This window comes from Duganella sp. LjRoot269, assembly GCF_964254095.1.
Classification (GTDB): domain Bacteria; phylum Pseudomonadota; class Gammaproteobacteria; order Burkholderiales; family Burkholderiaceae_D; genus Rugamonas; species Rugamonas hordei.
The window spans coordinates 2776588-2792651 of record NZ_CAXUSL020000001.1 but is presented as its reverse complement, the minus strand read 5'-3'; the positions used below and the strand labels follow the sequence as shown (position 1 = coordinate 2792651).

Annotated in this window: 13 protein-coding genes and 1 pseudogene; 6 read left to right on the top strand and 8 right to left on the bottom strand. The window is 65.0% G+C overall.

Features of this window, described 5'->3' with window-relative positions:
* Window positions 1-12: 12 nt before the first annotated feature.
* Genes ACSQ3S_RS12565 through ACSQ3S_RS12545 form a run of 5 tightly spaced genes read right to left on the bottom strand, consistent with a single transcriptional unit; the run spans window position 13 to window position 7187 of the window.
* Window positions 13-978: an N-acetylglucosamine kinase gene (locus tag ACSQ3S_RS12565; protein ID WP_353402388.1), complete on the bottom strand. Its 966-nt coding sequence runs from the start codon at window positions 976-978 to the stop codon at window positions 13-15.
* Window positions 962-2146, bottom strand: coding sequence for an SIS domain-containing protein (locus ACSQ3S_RS12560; RefSeq protein WP_436142570.1), 1185 nt, complete (start codon window positions 2144-2146; stop codon window positions 962-964). The genes ACSQ3S_RS12565 and ACSQ3S_RS12560 overlap by 17 nt, the downstream gene beginning before the upstream one ends.
* Window positions 2140-3450, bottom strand: a complete 1311-nt coding sequence (locus ACSQ3S_RS12555; RefSeq protein ID WP_436142569.1) for a D-tagatose-bisphosphate aldolase, class II, non-catalytic subunit — start codon at window positions 3448-3450, stop codon at window positions 2140-2142. The genes ACSQ3S_RS12560 and ACSQ3S_RS12555 overlap by 7 nt, the downstream gene beginning before the upstream one ends.
* Window positions 3451-3476: 26 nt before the next feature.
* Complete coding sequence (locus tag ACSQ3S_RS12550; RefSeq protein WP_436142568.1) at window positions 3477-4406, bottom strand: EamA family transporter; 930 nt, start codon at window positions 4404-4406, stop codon at window positions 3477-3479.
* A 9-nt stretch (window positions 4407-4415) separates the two neighbouring features.
* A complete protein-coding gene (locus ACSQ3S_RS12545; RefSeq protein WP_436142567.1) occupies window positions 4416-7187 on the bottom strand; it encodes a TonB-dependent receptor in 2772 nt (923 codons plus the stop codon).
* A 242-nt stretch (window positions 7188-7429) separates the two neighbouring features.
* Here ACSQ3S_RS12545 and ACSQ3S_RS12540 point away from each other — a divergent pair.
* Window positions 7430-8206, top strand: a pseudogene (locus tag ACSQ3S_RS12540) (DeoR family transcriptional regulator); the annotation flags it as partial.
* 4 nt (window positions 8207-8210) lie between these two features.
* Here the strand turns inward: ACSQ3S_RS12540 and ACSQ3S_RS12535 are convergent.
* The gene (locus ACSQ3S_RS12535; RefSeq protein WP_436142566.1) at window positions 8211-8954 is read right to left on the bottom strand and encodes an alpha/beta fold hydrolase; all 744 of its coding nucleotides are present in this window, start codon (window positions 8952-8954) and stop codon (window positions 8211-8213) included.
* A 151-nt stretch (window positions 8955-9105) separates the two neighbouring features.
* Between ACSQ3S_RS12535 and ACSQ3S_RS12530 the strand changes: the two genes are divergently transcribed.
* The gene (locus ACSQ3S_RS12530; RefSeq protein ID WP_436142565.1) at window positions 9106-10413 is read left to right on the top strand and encodes a M24 family metallopeptidase; all 1308 of its coding nucleotides are present in this window, start codon (window positions 9106-9108) and stop codon (window positions 10411-10413) included.
* 1 nt (window position 10414) lies between these two features.
* Here the strand turns inward: ACSQ3S_RS12530 and ACSQ3S_RS12525 are convergent, their stop codons facing one another.
* Window positions 10415-12226: an FAD-dependent oxidoreductase gene (locus tag ACSQ3S_RS12525; protein ID WP_436142564.1), complete on the bottom strand. Its 1812-nt coding sequence runs from the start codon at window positions 12224-12226 to the stop codon at window positions 10415-10417.
* A gap of 244 nt (window positions 12227-12470) precedes the next feature.
* On the opposite strand from ACSQ3S_RS12525, the gene ACSQ3S_RS12520 reads away from it, so the two are divergent.
* Complete coding sequence (locus ACSQ3S_RS12520; RefSeq protein ID WP_436142563.1) at window positions 12471-13010, top strand: phasin family protein; 540 nt, start codon at window positions 12471-12473, stop codon at window positions 13008-13010.
* Window position 13011: 1 nt separating this feature from the next.
* On the opposite strand, the gene ACSQ3S_RS12515 is transcribed toward ACSQ3S_RS12520, so the two are convergent.
* Entirely contained in the window at window positions 13012-13674 is a 663-nt protein-coding gene (locus tag ACSQ3S_RS12515) for a glutathione S-transferase family protein (RefSeq protein ID WP_176653883.1), read from the bottom strand.
* Between the two features lie 169 nt (window positions 13675-13843).
* Here ACSQ3S_RS12515 and ACSQ3S_RS12510 point away from each other — a divergent pair, with 169 nt between their 5' ends.
* From ACSQ3S_RS12510 to ACSQ3S_RS12500, 3 genes are read left to right on the top strand one after another with little or no spacing between them, the layout of a single operon-like run.
* Window positions 13844-14656, top strand: coding sequence for a MipA/OmpV family protein (locus ACSQ3S_RS12510; protein WP_436142562.1), 813 nt, complete (start codon window positions 13844-13846; stop codon window positions 14654-14656).
* Window positions 14657-14706: 50 nt separating this feature from the next.
* Entirely contained in the window at window positions 14707-15585 is an 879-nt protein-coding gene (locus tag ACSQ3S_RS12505) for a CPBP family intramembrane glutamic endopeptidase (protein ID WP_436142561.1), read from the top strand.
* A gap of 33 nt (window positions 15586-15618) precedes the next feature.
* Window positions 15619-16044 (top strand): hypothetical protein, encoded by a 426-nt coding sequence (locus tag ACSQ3S_RS12500; protein ID WP_436142560.1) that lies wholly within the window; start codon window positions 15619-15621, stop codon window positions 16042-16044.
* The last annotated feature ends 20 nt before the right edge of the window (window positions 16045-16064 follow it).

Sequence of the window (16064 nt, the reverse complement as noted above, 5' to 3'; positions counted from 1 at the left end):
AAGTCCTTTAAGTCAGGGCAGGCTTGCCAGGCGTTCCAGCGCGGCCGCGTTCAGCGGCATGCCGGCGCTACGGGCAGCGTACAGCGCCGCGCCAAGCACCGGCGCCAAGCGCGGCGGCGCCAGGCGATAAGATCCAGCGCGAGTCGCCAATGCCCGCTCGAAGGGTGCGCGCAGCGGCCCATCCGCGCCGAACAGCCCGCCGGTGCAGGACACGGCCACGCCGACGCCTGCGGCAACGCCAAGTGCGCCGCGCACGGCATCGACCAGCGCCGCCAGTTCGGCGGCGGCGGCCTCGATGATCGCCTGCGCCTGGACGTCGCCCAGCGCGGCCGCCTCGGCGACCAGGCGTGACAACGCGGCCACCTTGCTCCTCTCCCCTTTCAGTTCGCCATAAACCACCTGGCACAAATCAAGATCCTCCAGCAGCGCCAGGCGTTCGCGCACCAGCTGATACAACGGCCCGCGCGGCGCGCGGCCATCGCTCATCCTTGAAAACAGCGCCAGGCCGGCACGCGCGATCCAGTGCGCGGAACCCTCGTCGCTGAACAGCTCACCCCAGCCGCCGGCGCGCGCGCGTTGTCCGGCAAATTCCCCGTACGCCATCGAGCCGGTGCCGGCGATCACGCTGATGCCGTCGGCGCAGGCCAGCGACCCGGCCCAGCTGCACACCATGTCGTTGCCGCACAGGTAGCGGCCGTGGCCCAGCACCGCATGGGGCAGCGCGTCCAACTGAGGCTGCACCGCGCGGTCCTCGCCATAGGCCGGCAGACCGAAGAAAGCGAAGTCGATATCGCTCGCGGCCACGCCGGCCGTTGCGAACAGCGCGTCGCAGCCGCGCGCCAGCAGCGCGGCAGTGGCGTCCATGCCGACCTCCAGGTAGTAGGCGCCGCTGTCCTCGTGGCGTGCAAGCACGCGGCCCTGGCTGTCGACCAGCGCGAACGCGGTCTTGGTGCCGCCGCCGTCAACCCCGAGAAACATGATCGTCTCCTTCGAGCGGATAGATGGTCACGCCGCGCACCACGCGATTGACGGTGCCCGACACGCTCGGCGTGTCCGGACGCAGGCCCAGCGCCAGCGACTGCAGCAGCGCAAACGATTGGCAGAACAGGATGTAAGGCAGCGCCAGCGCGAGTTCGCCGGCGTCCTCCATACCCTGCAGCGCCACCACTGCGGCGCCAGGTTCCGGCTCGGCGCGGCCGCTCAGGGCCAGCACGCGGCCGGCGCGGCCGTCGTTGCGCAGCTCGCGCAGCAGGTCGAGGTCGTAGCGTCGCGCATGCGCGTCGTTCGACAGCAGCACCACCACCAAGGTGTCGGCGTCGACGATGGTCTTCGGGCCGTGGCGGAAACCCAGCGGCGAATCAAACAGCGCCACCACCTGGCCGTCGGTCAGTTCCAGCAGCTTGAGCGAGGCCTCGCGCGCCAGTCCCAGCAGCTCATTGCTGCCGAGGTAGACCACGCGCTTGAAGCGGCGCTCCACCAGCGATTGCAGCAGCGGCAGCGCGCTTGCCAGCAAACCGTCGGCGGCCGCCGAGGATGCCGCGGCGGCGCCCGGCGCCAGCACGCCGAAGGCCAGCGCGGCCGCCAGCAGCATCGAGGTGAAGCTGGTGGTCATGGCGAAGCCGCGGTCGTGGGTGGCGTCCGGCAGCAGGATGGCGAAGGCGTTGCCGCGCTCCCGGGCCATCCGGTACAACTCGCCGTCGGCGTTGCAGGTGATGATCAGATGATAGACCTCCCCCACCAGCTGGTCGGCCAGCGTGACGGCGGCCAGGCTCTCCGGGCTGCTGCCGGAACGGGCGAACGACACCAGCAGCGTCGGCGTGGCAGCTTGCAGGAAGCGCTGCGGACCGGACACCAGGTCGGTGGTCGGCACGGCTTCGGCGCGCCATCCCTTGCCCAGCATGGCGGGCGCCAGGGATTCGCCGAGGAAGGCCGAGGTGCCGGCGCCGGTCAGCACGATGCGCAGGCCGGTGCGCGCCAGCAGCGGGGCCAGGAAGGCATCGAGCGCCGCGCGCCGGCTCGCCACCAGCGCGTCGATCTGCGGCCAGACGGCGGGCTGCTGCGCGATCTCGCGCGCGGTCAGGCCGGCTCCGGCTTCATCCAAGCGTGCCGTATCGATGCCCAAAATTTCCTTGTCCACTACTAGCATGTTTCCAACTCCTTTGTTGCGGCGCCTGCAGCGCAGGCGTCCATGTACTGGCGCAGCACCTTGGCCACTCCCTCTTTGAGTAAATCGGCCGGCACATTGCGTAGCCGCCCTTCGCGCACCGCCTCGTACTGCGCCGGCAGGTACTGGCTCAACAGCGTCAGCGGCGGCGCCTCGCGCTCCAGGTTGGCCAGCAGGCGCGCCTGCGCCGCCTGGATGGCAGGATGCGGCCAGTAGTAGCGGATACGGTCGCTCAGGCTGTACTGCTGATCGAAGCGGGTGCGGCGCGGATCGCCGCCATAGTATTTGCGCCAGTATTCGGGTTCGGCGCGCATCACTTCCAGCACGATGTTCTTGAAATCCGAACCTTGCTGGTCGCCAGGCCACGCCATCTCCTCCTCGATGTCGGCCAGCGCCCACAGCGTCTCGCGCAGCGCGAAAGTCAGGCCAGGCCCCACTTTCAGGATCGCGAAATGGCCGGCCACCAGCGCCGCCAGGTTGGACGGGGTCTGGTAGTCGGTCGAATGGGCCTCGTAGAGCAGCGTCGGTTCGTCTTCGATCAGGCGGCTCAGCGCCACCGCGTGTTTCGGACGGTAGTCGATCACCTTGTGATGGTCGAACTCGACGCCGGGCTGCACCACCAGGCCGATCACGCGCGGCCACGCCGCCTCCAGGCCGGCGGCGGCAAAGGCCAGACGGTGCACCTTGATCGTCAGCGCCGCCGCGCCGGGCGTGGTGACGCTCAATTCTTCCAGGTCCTCATGTGCGCCGCCCGGCACCGGCACCTCGGTGCCGACCACGTAGACCGGCGCCTCGCCGCCGGCCGTATGCCAGGCGCGCTCGGCGACCGCGCACAGGCGTGCGGCGCGCTCGGCCACCACCGCGTCCGGCAGCGGCACCGGGTCGCCGGCGCAGGACATCGAGCAGTCCAGGTGTATCTTGCGGAAGCCCGCCGTCACATACTGGTCGATCAGCACCTCGGCCTTGGCCATGGCCGCCTCGGCCGGCTGGTCCTGCCAGGCGTTCGGCCCCAAATGGTCGCCGCCCAGCAGGATGCGGCCACGCGCCAGGCCGGTGCGGTCGGCGATGCCGTGCACGAAATCGCGGAAGGCGGCCGGCGTCATGCCGGTATAGCCGCCGTCCTGGTTCACCTGGTTCGAGGTCGCTTCGATCAGCACCGGCAGGTCGCGCGCGGAGGCCACCTCCATGGCGGCTTCGATCACCAGCGGATGCGCCGAGCATACCGCGTGGATGCCAACCTGCTCGCCGGCCTTGTGGCGGCGCACCAGATTCAATAAGTAGTCCATCGTTGGTTCCTTGGATAGATTCGGGTTCAGGCGGAGACGCCGTCCTCCGGTTGCAACGCGAGCAGCAGCGCCGCCGCCAGCGACAGGCCGATGCCGGCCAGCCGGTAGCCGGTCGGCAGCGATGCCGCCAGCGCCATCGCGATGACAGTGGTCAGCAGCGGCGCGCCGGCGTTCACCAGCGGCGACACCATCAATGCCTTGCCGTGGCGGAAGGCGTACACCAGCGTCAGCGCGCCGACCGCGTTCAATACCTGCGTGGCGGCGGCCAGCAACGGTCCCGAAGGGCCATAGTTGATCGGCACCGAGAAATCGGTCATGGCCAGCGCCACGGGAATGAACAGCAGCGCGCTGGCCGTCATATAGAAGAAGATGCTCTCGGCGTCCATGCTGGCGTTGGCCAGCTTGATGAAGTAGGCCTGCAGGCCCCAGGCCACCAGCACGCCCAGCGCCAGCACGAACCACAGGCCGTACTGCTGCGGCGCGCCTCCCGGCGTGTAGTCGAACAGCGGCAGCGCGCAGACCGCCAGCACGATGCCGCCCAGCCCCATCGCGCCGGTGCGTTCGCGCAGGAACAGGAAGGACAGCGCGATCGTGATCACCGGCGACAGTGAGATCAACGGGAAGATCAGGTAGGTCGGACCGGCCTTCACCGCATAGAACAGCACCATCTGCCCGCCGGCGCCCAGCAGGCCGATCGCCAGGCCGTAGGCGATGGCGCGGCCATCGCGGCGCACACGCCAGCCGGCGCGCGCCAGGACGAACAGCGCCGGCGGCACCATCGTCAGCGCCCACACCACATAGACCAGCGTTTCAGGAAAACCGTTCTGGCTGGGCAGGCCGGTAAAGGCGCCCCACACGCCCCACAGCAGCGTGGTGGCGAGCGCGTACCCGAGCCAGCGCGGACGACTGGTGCCCACGGCATCCTTGGTTTGTATCGTACTTGTCGTCGTGTTCATGGCCACCCGTCAGAATTTCACGCTCATGCCGGCCACGAAGGTGCGGCCCCAGCTTTCAAAGCCGTACAGCGCGTCGCTGCGGCCCAGGTTCGAACGCATCACCGCATCGCCCAGGTTCTTCCCTTCGACGAACAAGGTAACGTTGCGGGTGACGTCCCACGAGGCCGACGCCGTCACCCAGGTCAGCGCATCGACCTTGGCCGGGAACCCCGCCAGCACATTGGCGCTTTGAGTGTACTCGCCCGTGTAGTCGAACGAGATCGAGGCGTTGACGCCATTCTTCTCGTACAGGAAGCCGATCGACGACGCGGTCGGCGCCACGCCTTCCAGCTGGCCGACGTATTGGCCGTTCTGGTAGGCCTTGGTCAGCGTCTTGGCGAACTTGGCGTTGAAGCCGAAGCCGTTGTCGAACAGGTGCTGGATACCGAACTCGATGCCGCGCACATTGGCCTTGTCGCCGTTGACCGGATGAGTCACCGTGTACAGGTAGCCCGGCACGCCGATGTCCACATGCTCGTCGGTCTGGTAGGTGACGAAGTTCTTGATCTGCTTGGCGAAGATGGCTGCGGTGATGGCCGATTTCGGACGGTAGTACCACTCGACCGACAGGTCCTGCTGCACCGCCTCGGTAGGCTTCAGCTTCGGATCGCCGACGATGTTCAGCACGTAGCTGCGGTCGAGCGTATTGTCGGTGCGGGTCGGCGCCAGCTTGTCGAGCGACGGCCGGGCCATGACCTTGGCGATGGCGCCGCGCACCACGAAATCGTCGCGCGCCCACCAACTGATATTGGCCGACGGCAGAAGCTTGGTGTAGCTGCCGTCTTCCGACACCGGCACCGCCGGGCTGTAGGTGACGATCGGGCTGCTGGTCGGGATGTCCGGGGTCTGATCGTCGATGGCGACGATCTTGTCGATCGCGCTGCGCGATGTAGTCTTGGTGCGCACCAGGCGCGCGCCGACGTTGCCGTTCCAGTTCTCGCCCGCCAGCTCAAGCTGGCCATACAGCGTCGCGGTCTTTTCGGTGACCGAGTAGGAATCGGTCGGCACGAACACCGGCTGCGATTTGCTGACGTCGAACGTGTCGCCGGTCGGGTTGCCGTCGGCGTCGAGGACAGGCTTGCCATCCAACTTCTTCAACGCAGCGAAATAAGCCGGCACGTCGAACTTGATGAAACTGCCGGGGAAGCTGCCGCCGGCGTTGCGCATGTAGTTGGGCAGCGTCATCGGCTGGACCACGTTGGCGCCCAGCGAGGCGAAGGTGGTCGAGTACATATCGCAGTACTGGCATGCGCCGCCGCTCTTCTCGTTGCCGATCGAGTTGCGGTCCTTCTTGCGCGAGGTGGCGCTGGCGCCGAACTGCAGGCCGTCGATATGCCAGGCGCCGCCCAGCGCCAGCCTGCCGTCGAGCGAGGCGCCATCGATGGTGTCCTTGATGTCGGTGCCGGTCAGGCCGGTGAAGTGGACTCCGTAGTCCTTGTTGCCCAGTCGTCCCGCAGCCAACTCCGTGGCGAGGTCGCGGCCATCTTCCAGCGTCACTCGGATGTCGGGGAAGCCGCCGTTGGTGGCGCGGTAGTAGCCCGTGTTGTGGCCCGCGATGCCGGCCACCACGAAGCTGTCCTTGCCGCCGGAGTTGCGCTTGGAAGTAGAGCGGTAGACGTCGCCGGTCAGCTTCAGCGCGTTCGATGGCCGCCACTCGCCGCGCCAGCCGAACTGCATGGTGTCGACCACGCGGTCCGTGGTGACGTTGGACATTTCCGGTATCAGGTCCTTCACCGTCATGCTGGTGATCAGGCGGTCCTTGACGACGACGTCGGACCAGCGCCCCGGCGCGCTCTCCACATAATAGGACTGCTGGTAACCGACCTGCGGCGAATCGAGGCGCGTGGCCAGCGCATCGGCGGTCATCTTGAAGGTCGGCGTGACCTTCCATTCAAAGGCGCCGGACAAGGCGGCGCGCTTCTTCTCTTCGAACACGGAACCGAACGAGATGCAGCAAGGCGCCAGCAGATTGGTCTCGCCTGCGCCGATGACGCCGTCGCCATTGACGTCGTAGCTGCCGGGCGAGTCCGCGTTGTACGTCTGGTAGCCCAGCGAATCGGTGCGCACCTTGCGCTTGGAAACCACGGCCCCCACCAGCACGCCCATCGTATTGTTGTTGAAGGTGTTGCTGACGACACCCGACAGCTTGCCGCCGTCCTTGCGCGACAGGTCGTTGTGGTCCGCCTCGAAACGCACCGAAGCGTGATAGCCCGGGTTGTCCATCGGCCGCGCCGAGCGCAGGTTGACGGAGCCGCCGATGCTGCCCTCCATTTGCGCCGCTTCGGCCGACTTCATCACGTCGGCGCCGCTGATCACCTCGGACGGCAGCACGTCGAAGGCGAAGTCGCGGCCATCGCCGTCGGTCGCCAGGATGCGCTTGTTCAGGGTGACGATGTTGTAGCCCGAGCCCAGGCCGCGCACATTGATGTACTGGCCTTCGCCGCCGCGGGTGCGCGATACCGAAATGCCGGAGATGTGGGTCAACGAATCGGCGACGTTATCGTCGGGGAAGCGGCCGAGTTCCGTGGCCGAGATCGAGTCCTGGATCACGTCGGCGTTGCGCTTGAGTTCAAGCGACTTGGCCAGCGCGGCGCGCGCGCCTGACACCACCACGACCTGCGCGTCCGGATCGGCCTGCGGCTGGGTCTGAGCAGCCTGCGCAAACGCGGTCCCGCACACCGCCATCTCCACCGCTGCCGCAATCAGGCTGCGCCGAAGTCCCGTTTCGATTCTACTACCCATGGCAAATCTCCCGTGATGTGTTGCTTGTTGTGACTTGTGTTATGAATAGTAATAAGCAAAGAAACAAAACACAAGAAGCTTTCGAAATATTTCGTTTTGCTGTTGTATTTTCGTTTTCTTTCGTTTTAACATGAAATATCTTTGTTTTTATTTCGAAACACATGTTTTAACATTGCAAGGGCGCTATACCTGATGGCACGAAGGCCGCGATCTGTTAAGCTGCCCTTTTTGACAAATCAACAGCACAACTCATGCGAAACACCAGTCAACGCCGCGCCGCGATCCTGCAGGCGCTCACCCAACACGGTTCCGTGCAGGTCAACGAACTGGTGGAACAGTTGGGCGTCTCAGCGGTGACGATCCGCAGCGATTTGAGCGCGCTGGAATCGCAAGGCCTGGCCACGCGCAGCCACGGCGGCGCCACGCTGACCCGCACGCCCCCGACCGAGCACACCATCCGGCAGAAGGACGCGATCAACCACGAGCAAAAGGAGCGCATTGGCGCCTGCGCCGCGCGCCTGGTGGAAGCGGGCGACAACATCATCATCGATTCGGGCACCACCACGATCTCGCTGGCGCGCCATCTGCGCGATGCGCAGCAAGTGACGGTGATGACCAATGGTCTGAACATCGCGTGGGAACTGGCAGATGCGCCGGGCGTGGACCTGATCCTGACCGGCGGCCTGCTGCGCAAGCAATCGCTGTCGATCCAGGGCACGCAGGCCGAAGCCTGCCTGCAGGCCTACAGCTTCGACAAGCTGTTCCTCGGCGTGGACGGTTTCGACCTGCAGTTCGGCGTGACCACCCACCACGAGGCGGAGGCCAGCCTGAATCACAAGATGGTGGAGCGGGCCAAGAAGATCATCGTGCTGACGGACGCCTCCAAGTTCGGACGCGTCAGCCTGCACCGCATCGTGCAGCTGGACCGCGTCCACACCGTCATTACCGACGCCGGCATCAGCCCCGAATATCGCGACGGCCTGCTGGAAGCCGGCATCGAACTCCTGATAGCGGAATGACGGGTTACGCGGGGTGGAGGCAGGCTTCCAGCGGCAGTTCCTGCAACGGGAAATGGCCGCTGTCCACCATGTGGATGGAAGCTTGCGGGAAGATGGCGCGCCATGCCGCAGCGTCCTTGTCGGCGTCGATCATGACGTCGTACTTGCCGAACACCAGTTGCACCGGGCCGGTGTAGGGACTCGGCAGCGGCTTCGGATTGATGGCGGCGAAATCGTCCGATGTGGCGACCGAGGTCGGGCCGTCGAAGGCGCCGGGTTGCTGTATCAACTCCACGAACGAGCGCGCGGCCTCACCGGCATTCGGGCTGAAGTAGAGCTCCGGCACATCCGGCAGCAGCGACAGCGCGCCGAACACGTCCCAGAACCGCGCCCTGCCCGGATCGTCCTCGTAGGCGGCCAGCGCGGCGGCCAGCTTGCCGGCGTTGGCGTCGTCCATATGCAGCTGGAAGGCGCGGCGCGCCAGCCGCATCGCGGCCTGCTCCGGATCGAAGGTTGGCCCCAGCAGCACGATGCGCGCGATCGACTCCGGCATCTGGCGCGACAAGTGCACGGCCAGATGGGCGCCAAAGGAGCTGGCCAGTATCGTCATCGGCGCGCCATGCGCCTCCACGCAGCGGCGGAACTCGGCCAGCGTCGCCGCCAGCAGATCCTGGAACGGATGCACCGCGCACGGCACGGTGACCGGCTGCTGCCACCAGTGCACGTCCGACGCTTCCGGAAAACGGGCCTTCTCGAAGACCGGGCTCATTCCCGGTCCGCCATGCAAAAACAAAATCGACGGTGCTGACATTCTTTCCTCCTTGAGACTAGCCGCAAGCGTAGCGCGAATGTGCATTTTAGACAAGCAAGCAGCGCCTTGTTGATTGACTTCGAGGCCGGACCGGGAGAACATCATGCGCATGAAAAAATTTATCCTTGCGATGTCCATGCTGCTGTCGGCAGCCACCCAGGCCCAGGTTCTTCCGGTGCGCGAACAGGCCGCCGTGGTCAATGAACTGCTGGCGGAACGCTTCGACAAGCTGCTGCCGGGGATGATGGCGCAAACCGGCATCGACATGTGGATCGTCGTCTCGCGCGAGTACAACGAAGACCCGGTGCTGAAAACCATGCTGCCGGCCGAATGGCTGAACGCGCGCCGCCGCACGGTGCTGGTGTTCTACCGCGATCCGAAAAAGCAGACCGTCGAGAAGCTGGCCGTGGCGCGCTATGCCGTCGGCAAGAGCATCGCGGCGGCGTGGGACATGAAGAAATTCCCCGAGCAATGGGAGGCGCTGGCCGACATCGTCAAGCAGCGCAATCCGAACAAGATCGCGCTGAACACCTCGCACAATTTCGGCCACGCCGACGGCATCGACCGTACGGACTACGAGGAGCTGGTGCAGGCGCTGCCAGCCGAATTCAAACGCAAGGTGGTCTCGGCGGAACCGCTGGCGATACGCTGGCTGGAAACGCGCACCGAGCGCGAGATGCAGATTTATCCTCAGCTTGTCGATGCCACGCACAAGATCATCGCCGAAGGATTTTCCGAGCGCGTCATCACGCCCGGCATCACCACCAGCGAGGATGTGGTGTGGTGGTTCCGCCAGAAGATCCGCGACCTGGGCTACGACACCTGGTTCCATCCTTCGGTGGAGATCCAGCGCGCAGGCAAGGGTCTGGCAAATCCCGACATCATCATCCCCGGCGACCTGCTGCACGTCGACATCGGCATCACCTACCTGCGCCTGAACACCGACGTTCAGGAACACGCTTACGTGCTGAAGCCGGGAGAAACCGCGGCACCGGCCGCGCTGACGCTAGCCTACGCCAAGGCCAACCGCCTGCAGGACATCCTGCTGGCGCAGTTCAAGCAAGGCAGCACCGGCAACCAGATGCTGGCCGGCGCGCTGGCGCAGGCGCGCGGCGAAGGCATCAACCCGACCATCTACACGCATCCTATCGGCTACCACGGCCACGCCGCCGGCCCCGCCATCGGCATGTGGGACATGCAGAACGGCGTGCCCGGCACCGGCGACGAAGCGCTGCGCTACCGCACCGCCTACTCGATTGAACTGAATGCCGCCAGCGCGATTCCCGGCTACGCGGAGCCGGTGCGCATCATGCTCGAGGAAGACGCTTACTTCGACGAATCCGGCATCCGCTACATCAGCGGCCGCCAGAAAGAGATGCTGCTGGTGCCACGCCGAGCACCCAACATCGAGCCCTGATTCAGCGCAGGCGGGTAAAGCCGTCCGCGCTCCAGTCCTCGCTGCCGACGCCATGGTGAACGAAGAACAATCCGTTCGGATCGTACTGCTTCTTCACTCGCGCCAGCCGGCTGTAGTTGCCGCCCCAGAAGGCGCTCTGCCAGTTCTTCAGGAAGTAATCGCTTTCCGATACATAGGAACCGGCATTCGGCGCGGCCGCCTTCAGTTCGTTCATCGCCCTGCCGATGGACGCGGCGCGTTCGCGGCCGCGCTGCGCATCGGGGGGCGTCTCGCCGGGCATGCCGGGATAGCGCGCACCGTCGCCGCCGGCGATGATGGCCAGCGCGAAGGCGCCCAGCACGTCCGGATTCATCGCCGTCTGGCGCGCTGCTTCGATCGCCTCCGCAGGCGCGCCGGCCAGCCCCTTGTTGAAGTGCAGTCCCACACGCCAATGCCGCGAAGCGCGGAACAAGGCGCTGACCAGCTGCGACTGACTACCTTCGTCCAGCAGCGCCTGCGGCAGCCACGCCGATTGATAGCCGTGGATGAACCAGCCCGCGTCTTCGGCATCGCCTTTCCATACGCCGTGGTGTGCCGGCGCACCCGGACGCTCGTCGGCCAGCATGAAGCCCGGCGCGTGCTTCTTGAAGAACTCCACATTCCAGAAGTGCCGCGCCGGCAGCGCGATGGCGCGGAACGGTCTTTCAAACGTGTATTCCGGCCGCTCGCGCAGCCACGCCAGGAACGGCGCCCACATCTCCTCCGCCTGCTGCTGGCCCAGTCCCTGGAACACCATGTTGACGTCCACCGTATTGCCGGTGTTAAAGGCGATCTGTTCGCCCCAGTGCGGATTGAACAAGGCGCCGGCGTAGAAGGCGACCACTTTCGCGATCAAGGCGCGGAAGGCCGCATCGGACGAGGCCTTGATGGTGAAGAACAGGCCGCCGAAGTTCTCCGGCAGCTCGCGCGTGCGCAAGGTCAGGCGCGTGACCACGCCGACGCTGCCGCCGCCACCGCCCTTCAATGCCCAGAACAGGTCCGGGTTGGTGCAGGCGTTGGCGATGCGCACCTGGCCGTCGGCGGTCACCACTTCCGCCTCCAGCAGCCCGGCGGCGGCGGTGCCGTAGGCCTTGGAGAAGTTACTGAAGCCGCCGCTCTGCACCAGTCCCGCCACGCCGACCGTGGTGCAGCCGCCTCCCTGCACATAGCGTCCGCCGCGCGTGGTGACGGCATCGTAGGCGTCGATCCACATGGCGCCCGCACCCAGCGTGACGGCCGGCTGCGGCGCCGTCGAACACCCCTGCGCCACAAAGGCCGGCACCAGCGTGGCGTCGTTCATCTGGCGGGTCCACACCAGCAGCGAATCGGGAGCGTCGGAGGTACCCTGGTAACTGTGACCGCCGCCTTTGACCACCAGCCGCAGATTGTGCTCACGGGCGAAATTGACCGCGGCCACCACGTCCGCCGTGGTCTTGGCCGCCACCGCATAGGCGCTCGGCTGCGACGACCAGGCGTCGAGCCAGCCGCTGGTTTGCGTCAGCGCCGCCTGGTCGCCGATATCAAAGGTGTTCTTCAGGTGCGCCAGCGCGGCCACGCAGGCTGGCGCCGCCGCATCGGCTCCGCAAGCGGCGAACGGCGCGTCCAGTTTTTGCAGGCGGCCTTCCACGCGCTGCGCCAATTGCCCCCAGTCCGCCAACGACGGCCAGCCGGCATCGCCGGGACGCACCCGCGCAGTTGGCGCCGCAGCGGCAACCGCGGAGCTCCAGGCGACAGGGGCCAGCGACAGGACAGGCAACGCGGCGGCGGCTTTCAGCAACTCTCTTCTTTTCATCATGGGCCTCGAATAATGTTGATAACAACACAATAAGCGATAGCCCGCACGCGGTCCATTCCCATGTGGCGAAACGGACCACGATGGGGCGAGCCGGACGATTTGTTGGTGGTTAAAAACGAATAGTGCCGATAAGCTCGGGTGTGCCAGAAAATTGCTGCACCTGCGAAGATATCGTTCCGGGCGACTGGCCAGAGCGCCCTTTCGACTACCGATACTTTGGCCCCATCCAAACCAGGAGTACCAAATGAATTCGTTTGTGGAAACCATTTCGCCGGCAGCAAAAAATCTCATCGAGGCACGTATCGACTACTACACCGACCTGACGTCCGCCGCCCTGCAATCGATGCGCAAGCTTGCGGAAGTGAATACCCAGTTCAGCCGCACCTGGCTGCAGGATTCCACTGAGGCGCTGCGCACCGCACTGTTGACGCCGCAATCGGCCGAGCGCGGCATGGCCGCAATCGCGCCGTCGGCGGAAGCGGTGGCGCAAAAACTGCAGGCCTATCAGCAGCAACTGACCCAGGTGGCCAGCGAGTTCCAGAACAATATCAACAGCGTGGTGCAGCAGCACGTGCCGCAAACCACCCGCACCGCGACCGCGCTGGCCGAGGTGGTGACGCAAAAAGCCGCGGAGCAGGCTGATCGTCAATTACGCGCGCAAAAAGCGGCAGCCAAGGAAACCATGGACCAAGCCGCCCAGTTCGCCAACGTGGCGGCACAGAGCGGGTCGATGGCGCAGCCGGCGTCGATGCAGAGCGCCGACGGCAGCGGCAACAAGAACTAAGCTACAGGAAGCGTTCCGGGATATCGTCGACGAACGGATACAACGCGAAATACGGCTTCGATTCGTCCAGCACCCGCTGGACGGACGGCCGCGTCACCAGGCGCTCGAAATAGTCGTTGAGGTGGCTGTACTCCTCCGGGAACGGCAGGATCGTGGCGGCGTAGAACAGCGCCGGCGCCGCCGCGCAATCGGCCATGCTGAAGGCCTCGCCGCACATCCAGCTGCGCGTGGCCATGCGTTTTTCTATCATCTTGTAAGCCGTCTTCAGCTTGGTGCGCTCCTTGGTCTGGTCGCACTGCATGCCGGTCAGGTGGCCCGTGACGATGGTCTGCATCGGCTCCTGCACGTAGTTGTCGAAGAAGCGGTCCCACAGGCGCACGTCCAGCGCCGCATCCCAGTCGGCCGGTATCATCGGCTGCGCACCGGGAAAGTAACGATCCAGGTATTCAATGATGACCGACGTCTCCGGCACGTCGCGCTTGCGCTCGTGGTCGCGTATCACCGGGAACTTACATAGCGGCCAGATCGCCTCCAGCTCGGCGCGGTCGGCCTCCTCGCCCAGGTTGATGATGCGCTTGTCGAACGCGACGCCGTTTTCGTACAGCGCGATCAGCACCTTGTGGCAGAACGAGGCCAGCGGATGGTAGTAAAGGGTCAACGACATAAGGGCTCCGGAAGTCGGGCACCGCCACGCGGTACCAAAGTATTCAGCAAATGATACTTCAGACAAGGCGATAGCGGCGGACGCTAAATGTTGAGACACTGCGCTCCGTTATCGCCGGGCAATGACGCGCCGGCGGGCACCCGACCTACCCTCTGAACTGGACCACGCCATGCGCCTCGCCATCACCTTCGCCCTCGCCTCCCTTTGCGCCGTCAGCGGCTACTGCCGCGCTGACGCGCTTGACCTGCAGGATTCCTCGTCGCCGCAAACCACTCCTGGCAAGGGCGACAGCCTGTCGCTGGGCCTGGGCGTGGCCTATGTGCCGGAATATTCCGGCAGCGACAAAACCCGTGTCGTGCCGCTGCCCATCTTCGAACGCACCTTCGACAACGGCGCCTTCATCAGCAGCACACGCGGCGTGGGCTTCCAGACCACGCTGGAAGGCTTCGGCCTGAGCGCCGCGCTGACCTACGGCGGCGGCCGTGCCGACCACAAGAAGAACGCCTTCTACGGCTCGGACGCCTTGAAAGGCATGGGCGATATCGACGGCGCCGTGCAGGCCGTGCTGGGCGTCAGCTACCAGGTCGGCACCGTCGGCCTGAGCCTGAGCACCAAGCAGAACCTGGCGCACCGCGAACACGGCGCGACCTACGCCATCGGCGCCAGCGTGCCGCTGTACAGCACCGCCAGCGACCAGGTGGGCCTGGGCCTGTCGTCCGTGTACGGCGACGACAAATATATGCAGACCTACCACGGCGTGACGGCGGCGCAAGCCTCGCGCACCGCGTTCAAGGCTTACACCGCCAAGGCGGGCTTCGAAAACCTGACGGCCGCCGTGAGCTGGAACCACGTGATCGACAAGAACTGGTCGGCGCACAGCGCGGTCGGCGTCACCCAGCTGTCCGGCGACGCCGCCGACAGCCCGCTGACCAAACGCAAGACCACGCCGATGCTGATGACCGGCTTCAGCTACAAGTTCTGACCTTGACTGGATGATACTATTGAAGGAAATTTAACCATTTCCTTCAAATCATGCCGACAATCACCCTGCTGACTTTCATCGTTCTCGCGCTGGCTATCGGCGCCGTATGGCTCAAGCCTGTCTCGTTCGCCGCCCAAGCCGCTGTCGCGCCTTGGGCGGGCTTGTTCGTGCTGGCACTGCTGTGCGGCTGGATCGCGGGCGTGCTGCAAGCGCCGGCAATCGTCGCCCTGGCCTTGTTTGGCGCTGTCGCTTGGCTGACGGCCACCGGTTCGCAGAAATATGTGCGGATTATTTCGGGCATCGTCGCCGGGCTACTGGCGTTTGCGCTGGCCATCCACAAGCTGCCCGGGTTCAGCAACCCGGTGGTGATCGCCGGCGCCGTGTTCTCGCCGGGCGCCGCACCGTTCACGCAATACGCCAACTTCGACAAGGGCGCGGTAGGCTTGATACTGCTGGCGTTCATCTGCAGCCGCGTACGCAGTTGGGCGGAGCTGGGCGGCGTGCTGAAGAAGACCTGGCCGATTCTGCTGGTCACGGTCGCCGCGGTGATGGCCTTCGCCGTGGGCGTCGGGTTCGTCCATCCAGACTTCAAGCTGCCATCCGTCACGCTGCAATTTATCGCGGTGAACCTGTTCTTCACCGTCGTCGCCGAAGAGGCGTTCTTCCGCGGCTTCCTGCAAGCCCGCCTCGCCGCATCGTTGGCGCGCTTCCGCTACGGCCCGTGGATCGCCGTGATCTGCTCCGCGCTGCTGTTCGGCGCCGCCCACCTGGCCGGCGGCCCCGCCTACGCCCTGCTCGCCACTATCGCCGGGCTGGGCTATGCCTACGCCTACCAGGCCACCCAGCGCATCGAAGCGCCGATCCTGATTCACATCGTACTGAACACCGTACACTTCATTGGCTTCACTTACCCGTTTGTCGCCCGCTAAGCTGCGCCGATACGCCAATTCTCTGGAGGATTCATGGCCACCGTGTTCGATCCATTCTGGTTCTTCAAATTCCCTTTTGCAGGCGACGTCAAGCAACGGATAAACTCACCATGGTTTTCGCCCGAGCTCACATTTAACTTCGCGGGAGACGCAACTATAGAAGACCGCGTTGTCGCAGAAGTCGCAAGCTACGGCAGGCAAATCGGCTGGTTAAACGATATTGCTCTTGCACTGGTTGAAAAGAGGAAGCCAGATCCTGACGTGGTCGCTCAATTGGCGGAAGCAGTCAAGGCGATCGAGAAGATCAAAGCTGAGCAGAAGTCCGACGCGCTACACGCCGCTGTAGCTGCGCTTGATCAGTTAATGAAAAGCGCGCCTGACCTATATGAGCAACTGTTGAGAGACAGAAATGGAGGAACCGTATTGCAGGTTCCGGTTTTCACTGAAATGCCTCAATGAGCGATCCTGATATACTGGGT

Coding starts and splice junctions, on each gene's coding strand:
- ACSQ3S_RS12500 (WP_436142560.1), top strand. CDS start 15,619: ATGGCCACCGTGTTCGATCCATTCTGGTTCTTCAAATTCCCTTTTGCA.
- ACSQ3S_RS12535 (WP_436142566.1), bottom strand. CDS start 8,954: ATGAGCCCGGTCTTCGAGAAGGCCCGTTTTCCGGAAGCGTCGGACGTG.
- ACSQ3S_RS12545 (WP_436142567.1), bottom strand. CDS start 7,187: ATGGGTAGTAGAATCGAAACGGGACTTCGGCGCAGCCTGATTGCGGCA.
- ACSQ3S_RS12565 (WP_353402388.1), bottom strand. CDS start 978: ATGTTTCTCGGGGTTGACGGCGGCGGCACCAAGACCGCGTTCGCGCTG.
- ACSQ3S_RS12505 (WP_436142561.1), top strand. CDS start 14,707: ATGCCGACAATCACCCTGCTGACTTTCATCGTTCTCGCGCTGGCTATC.
- ACSQ3S_RS12510 (WP_436142562.1), top strand. CDS start 13,844: ATGCGCCTCGCCATCACCTTCGCCCTCGCCTCCCTTTGCGCCGTCAGC.
- ACSQ3S_RS12525 (WP_436142564.1), bottom strand. CDS start 12,226: ATGATGAAAAGAAGAGAGTTGCTGAAAGCCGCCGCCGCGTTGCCTGTC.
- ACSQ3S_RS12530 (WP_436142565.1), top strand. CDS start 9,106: ATGAAAAAATTTATCCTTGCGATGTCCATGCTGCTGTCGGCAGCCACC.
- ACSQ3S_RS12560 (WP_436142570.1), bottom strand. CDS start 2,146: ATGCTAGTAGTGGACAAGGAAATTTTGGGCATCGATACGGCACGCTTG.
- ACSQ3S_RS12515 (WP_176653883.1), bottom strand. CDS start 13,674: ATGTCGTTGACCCTTTACTACCATCCGCTGGCCTCGTTCTGCCACAAG.
- ACSQ3S_RS12555 (WP_436142569.1), bottom strand. CDS start 3,450: ATGGACTACTTATTGAATCTGGTGCGCCGCCACAAGGCCGGCGAGCAG.
- ACSQ3S_RS12520 (WP_436142563.1), top strand. CDS start 12,471: ATGAATTCGTTTGTGGAAACCATTTCGCCGGCAGCAAAAAATCTCATC.
- ACSQ3S_RS12550 (WP_436142568.1), bottom strand. CDS start 4,406: ATGAACACGACGACAAGTACGATACAAACCAAGGATGCCGTGGGCACC.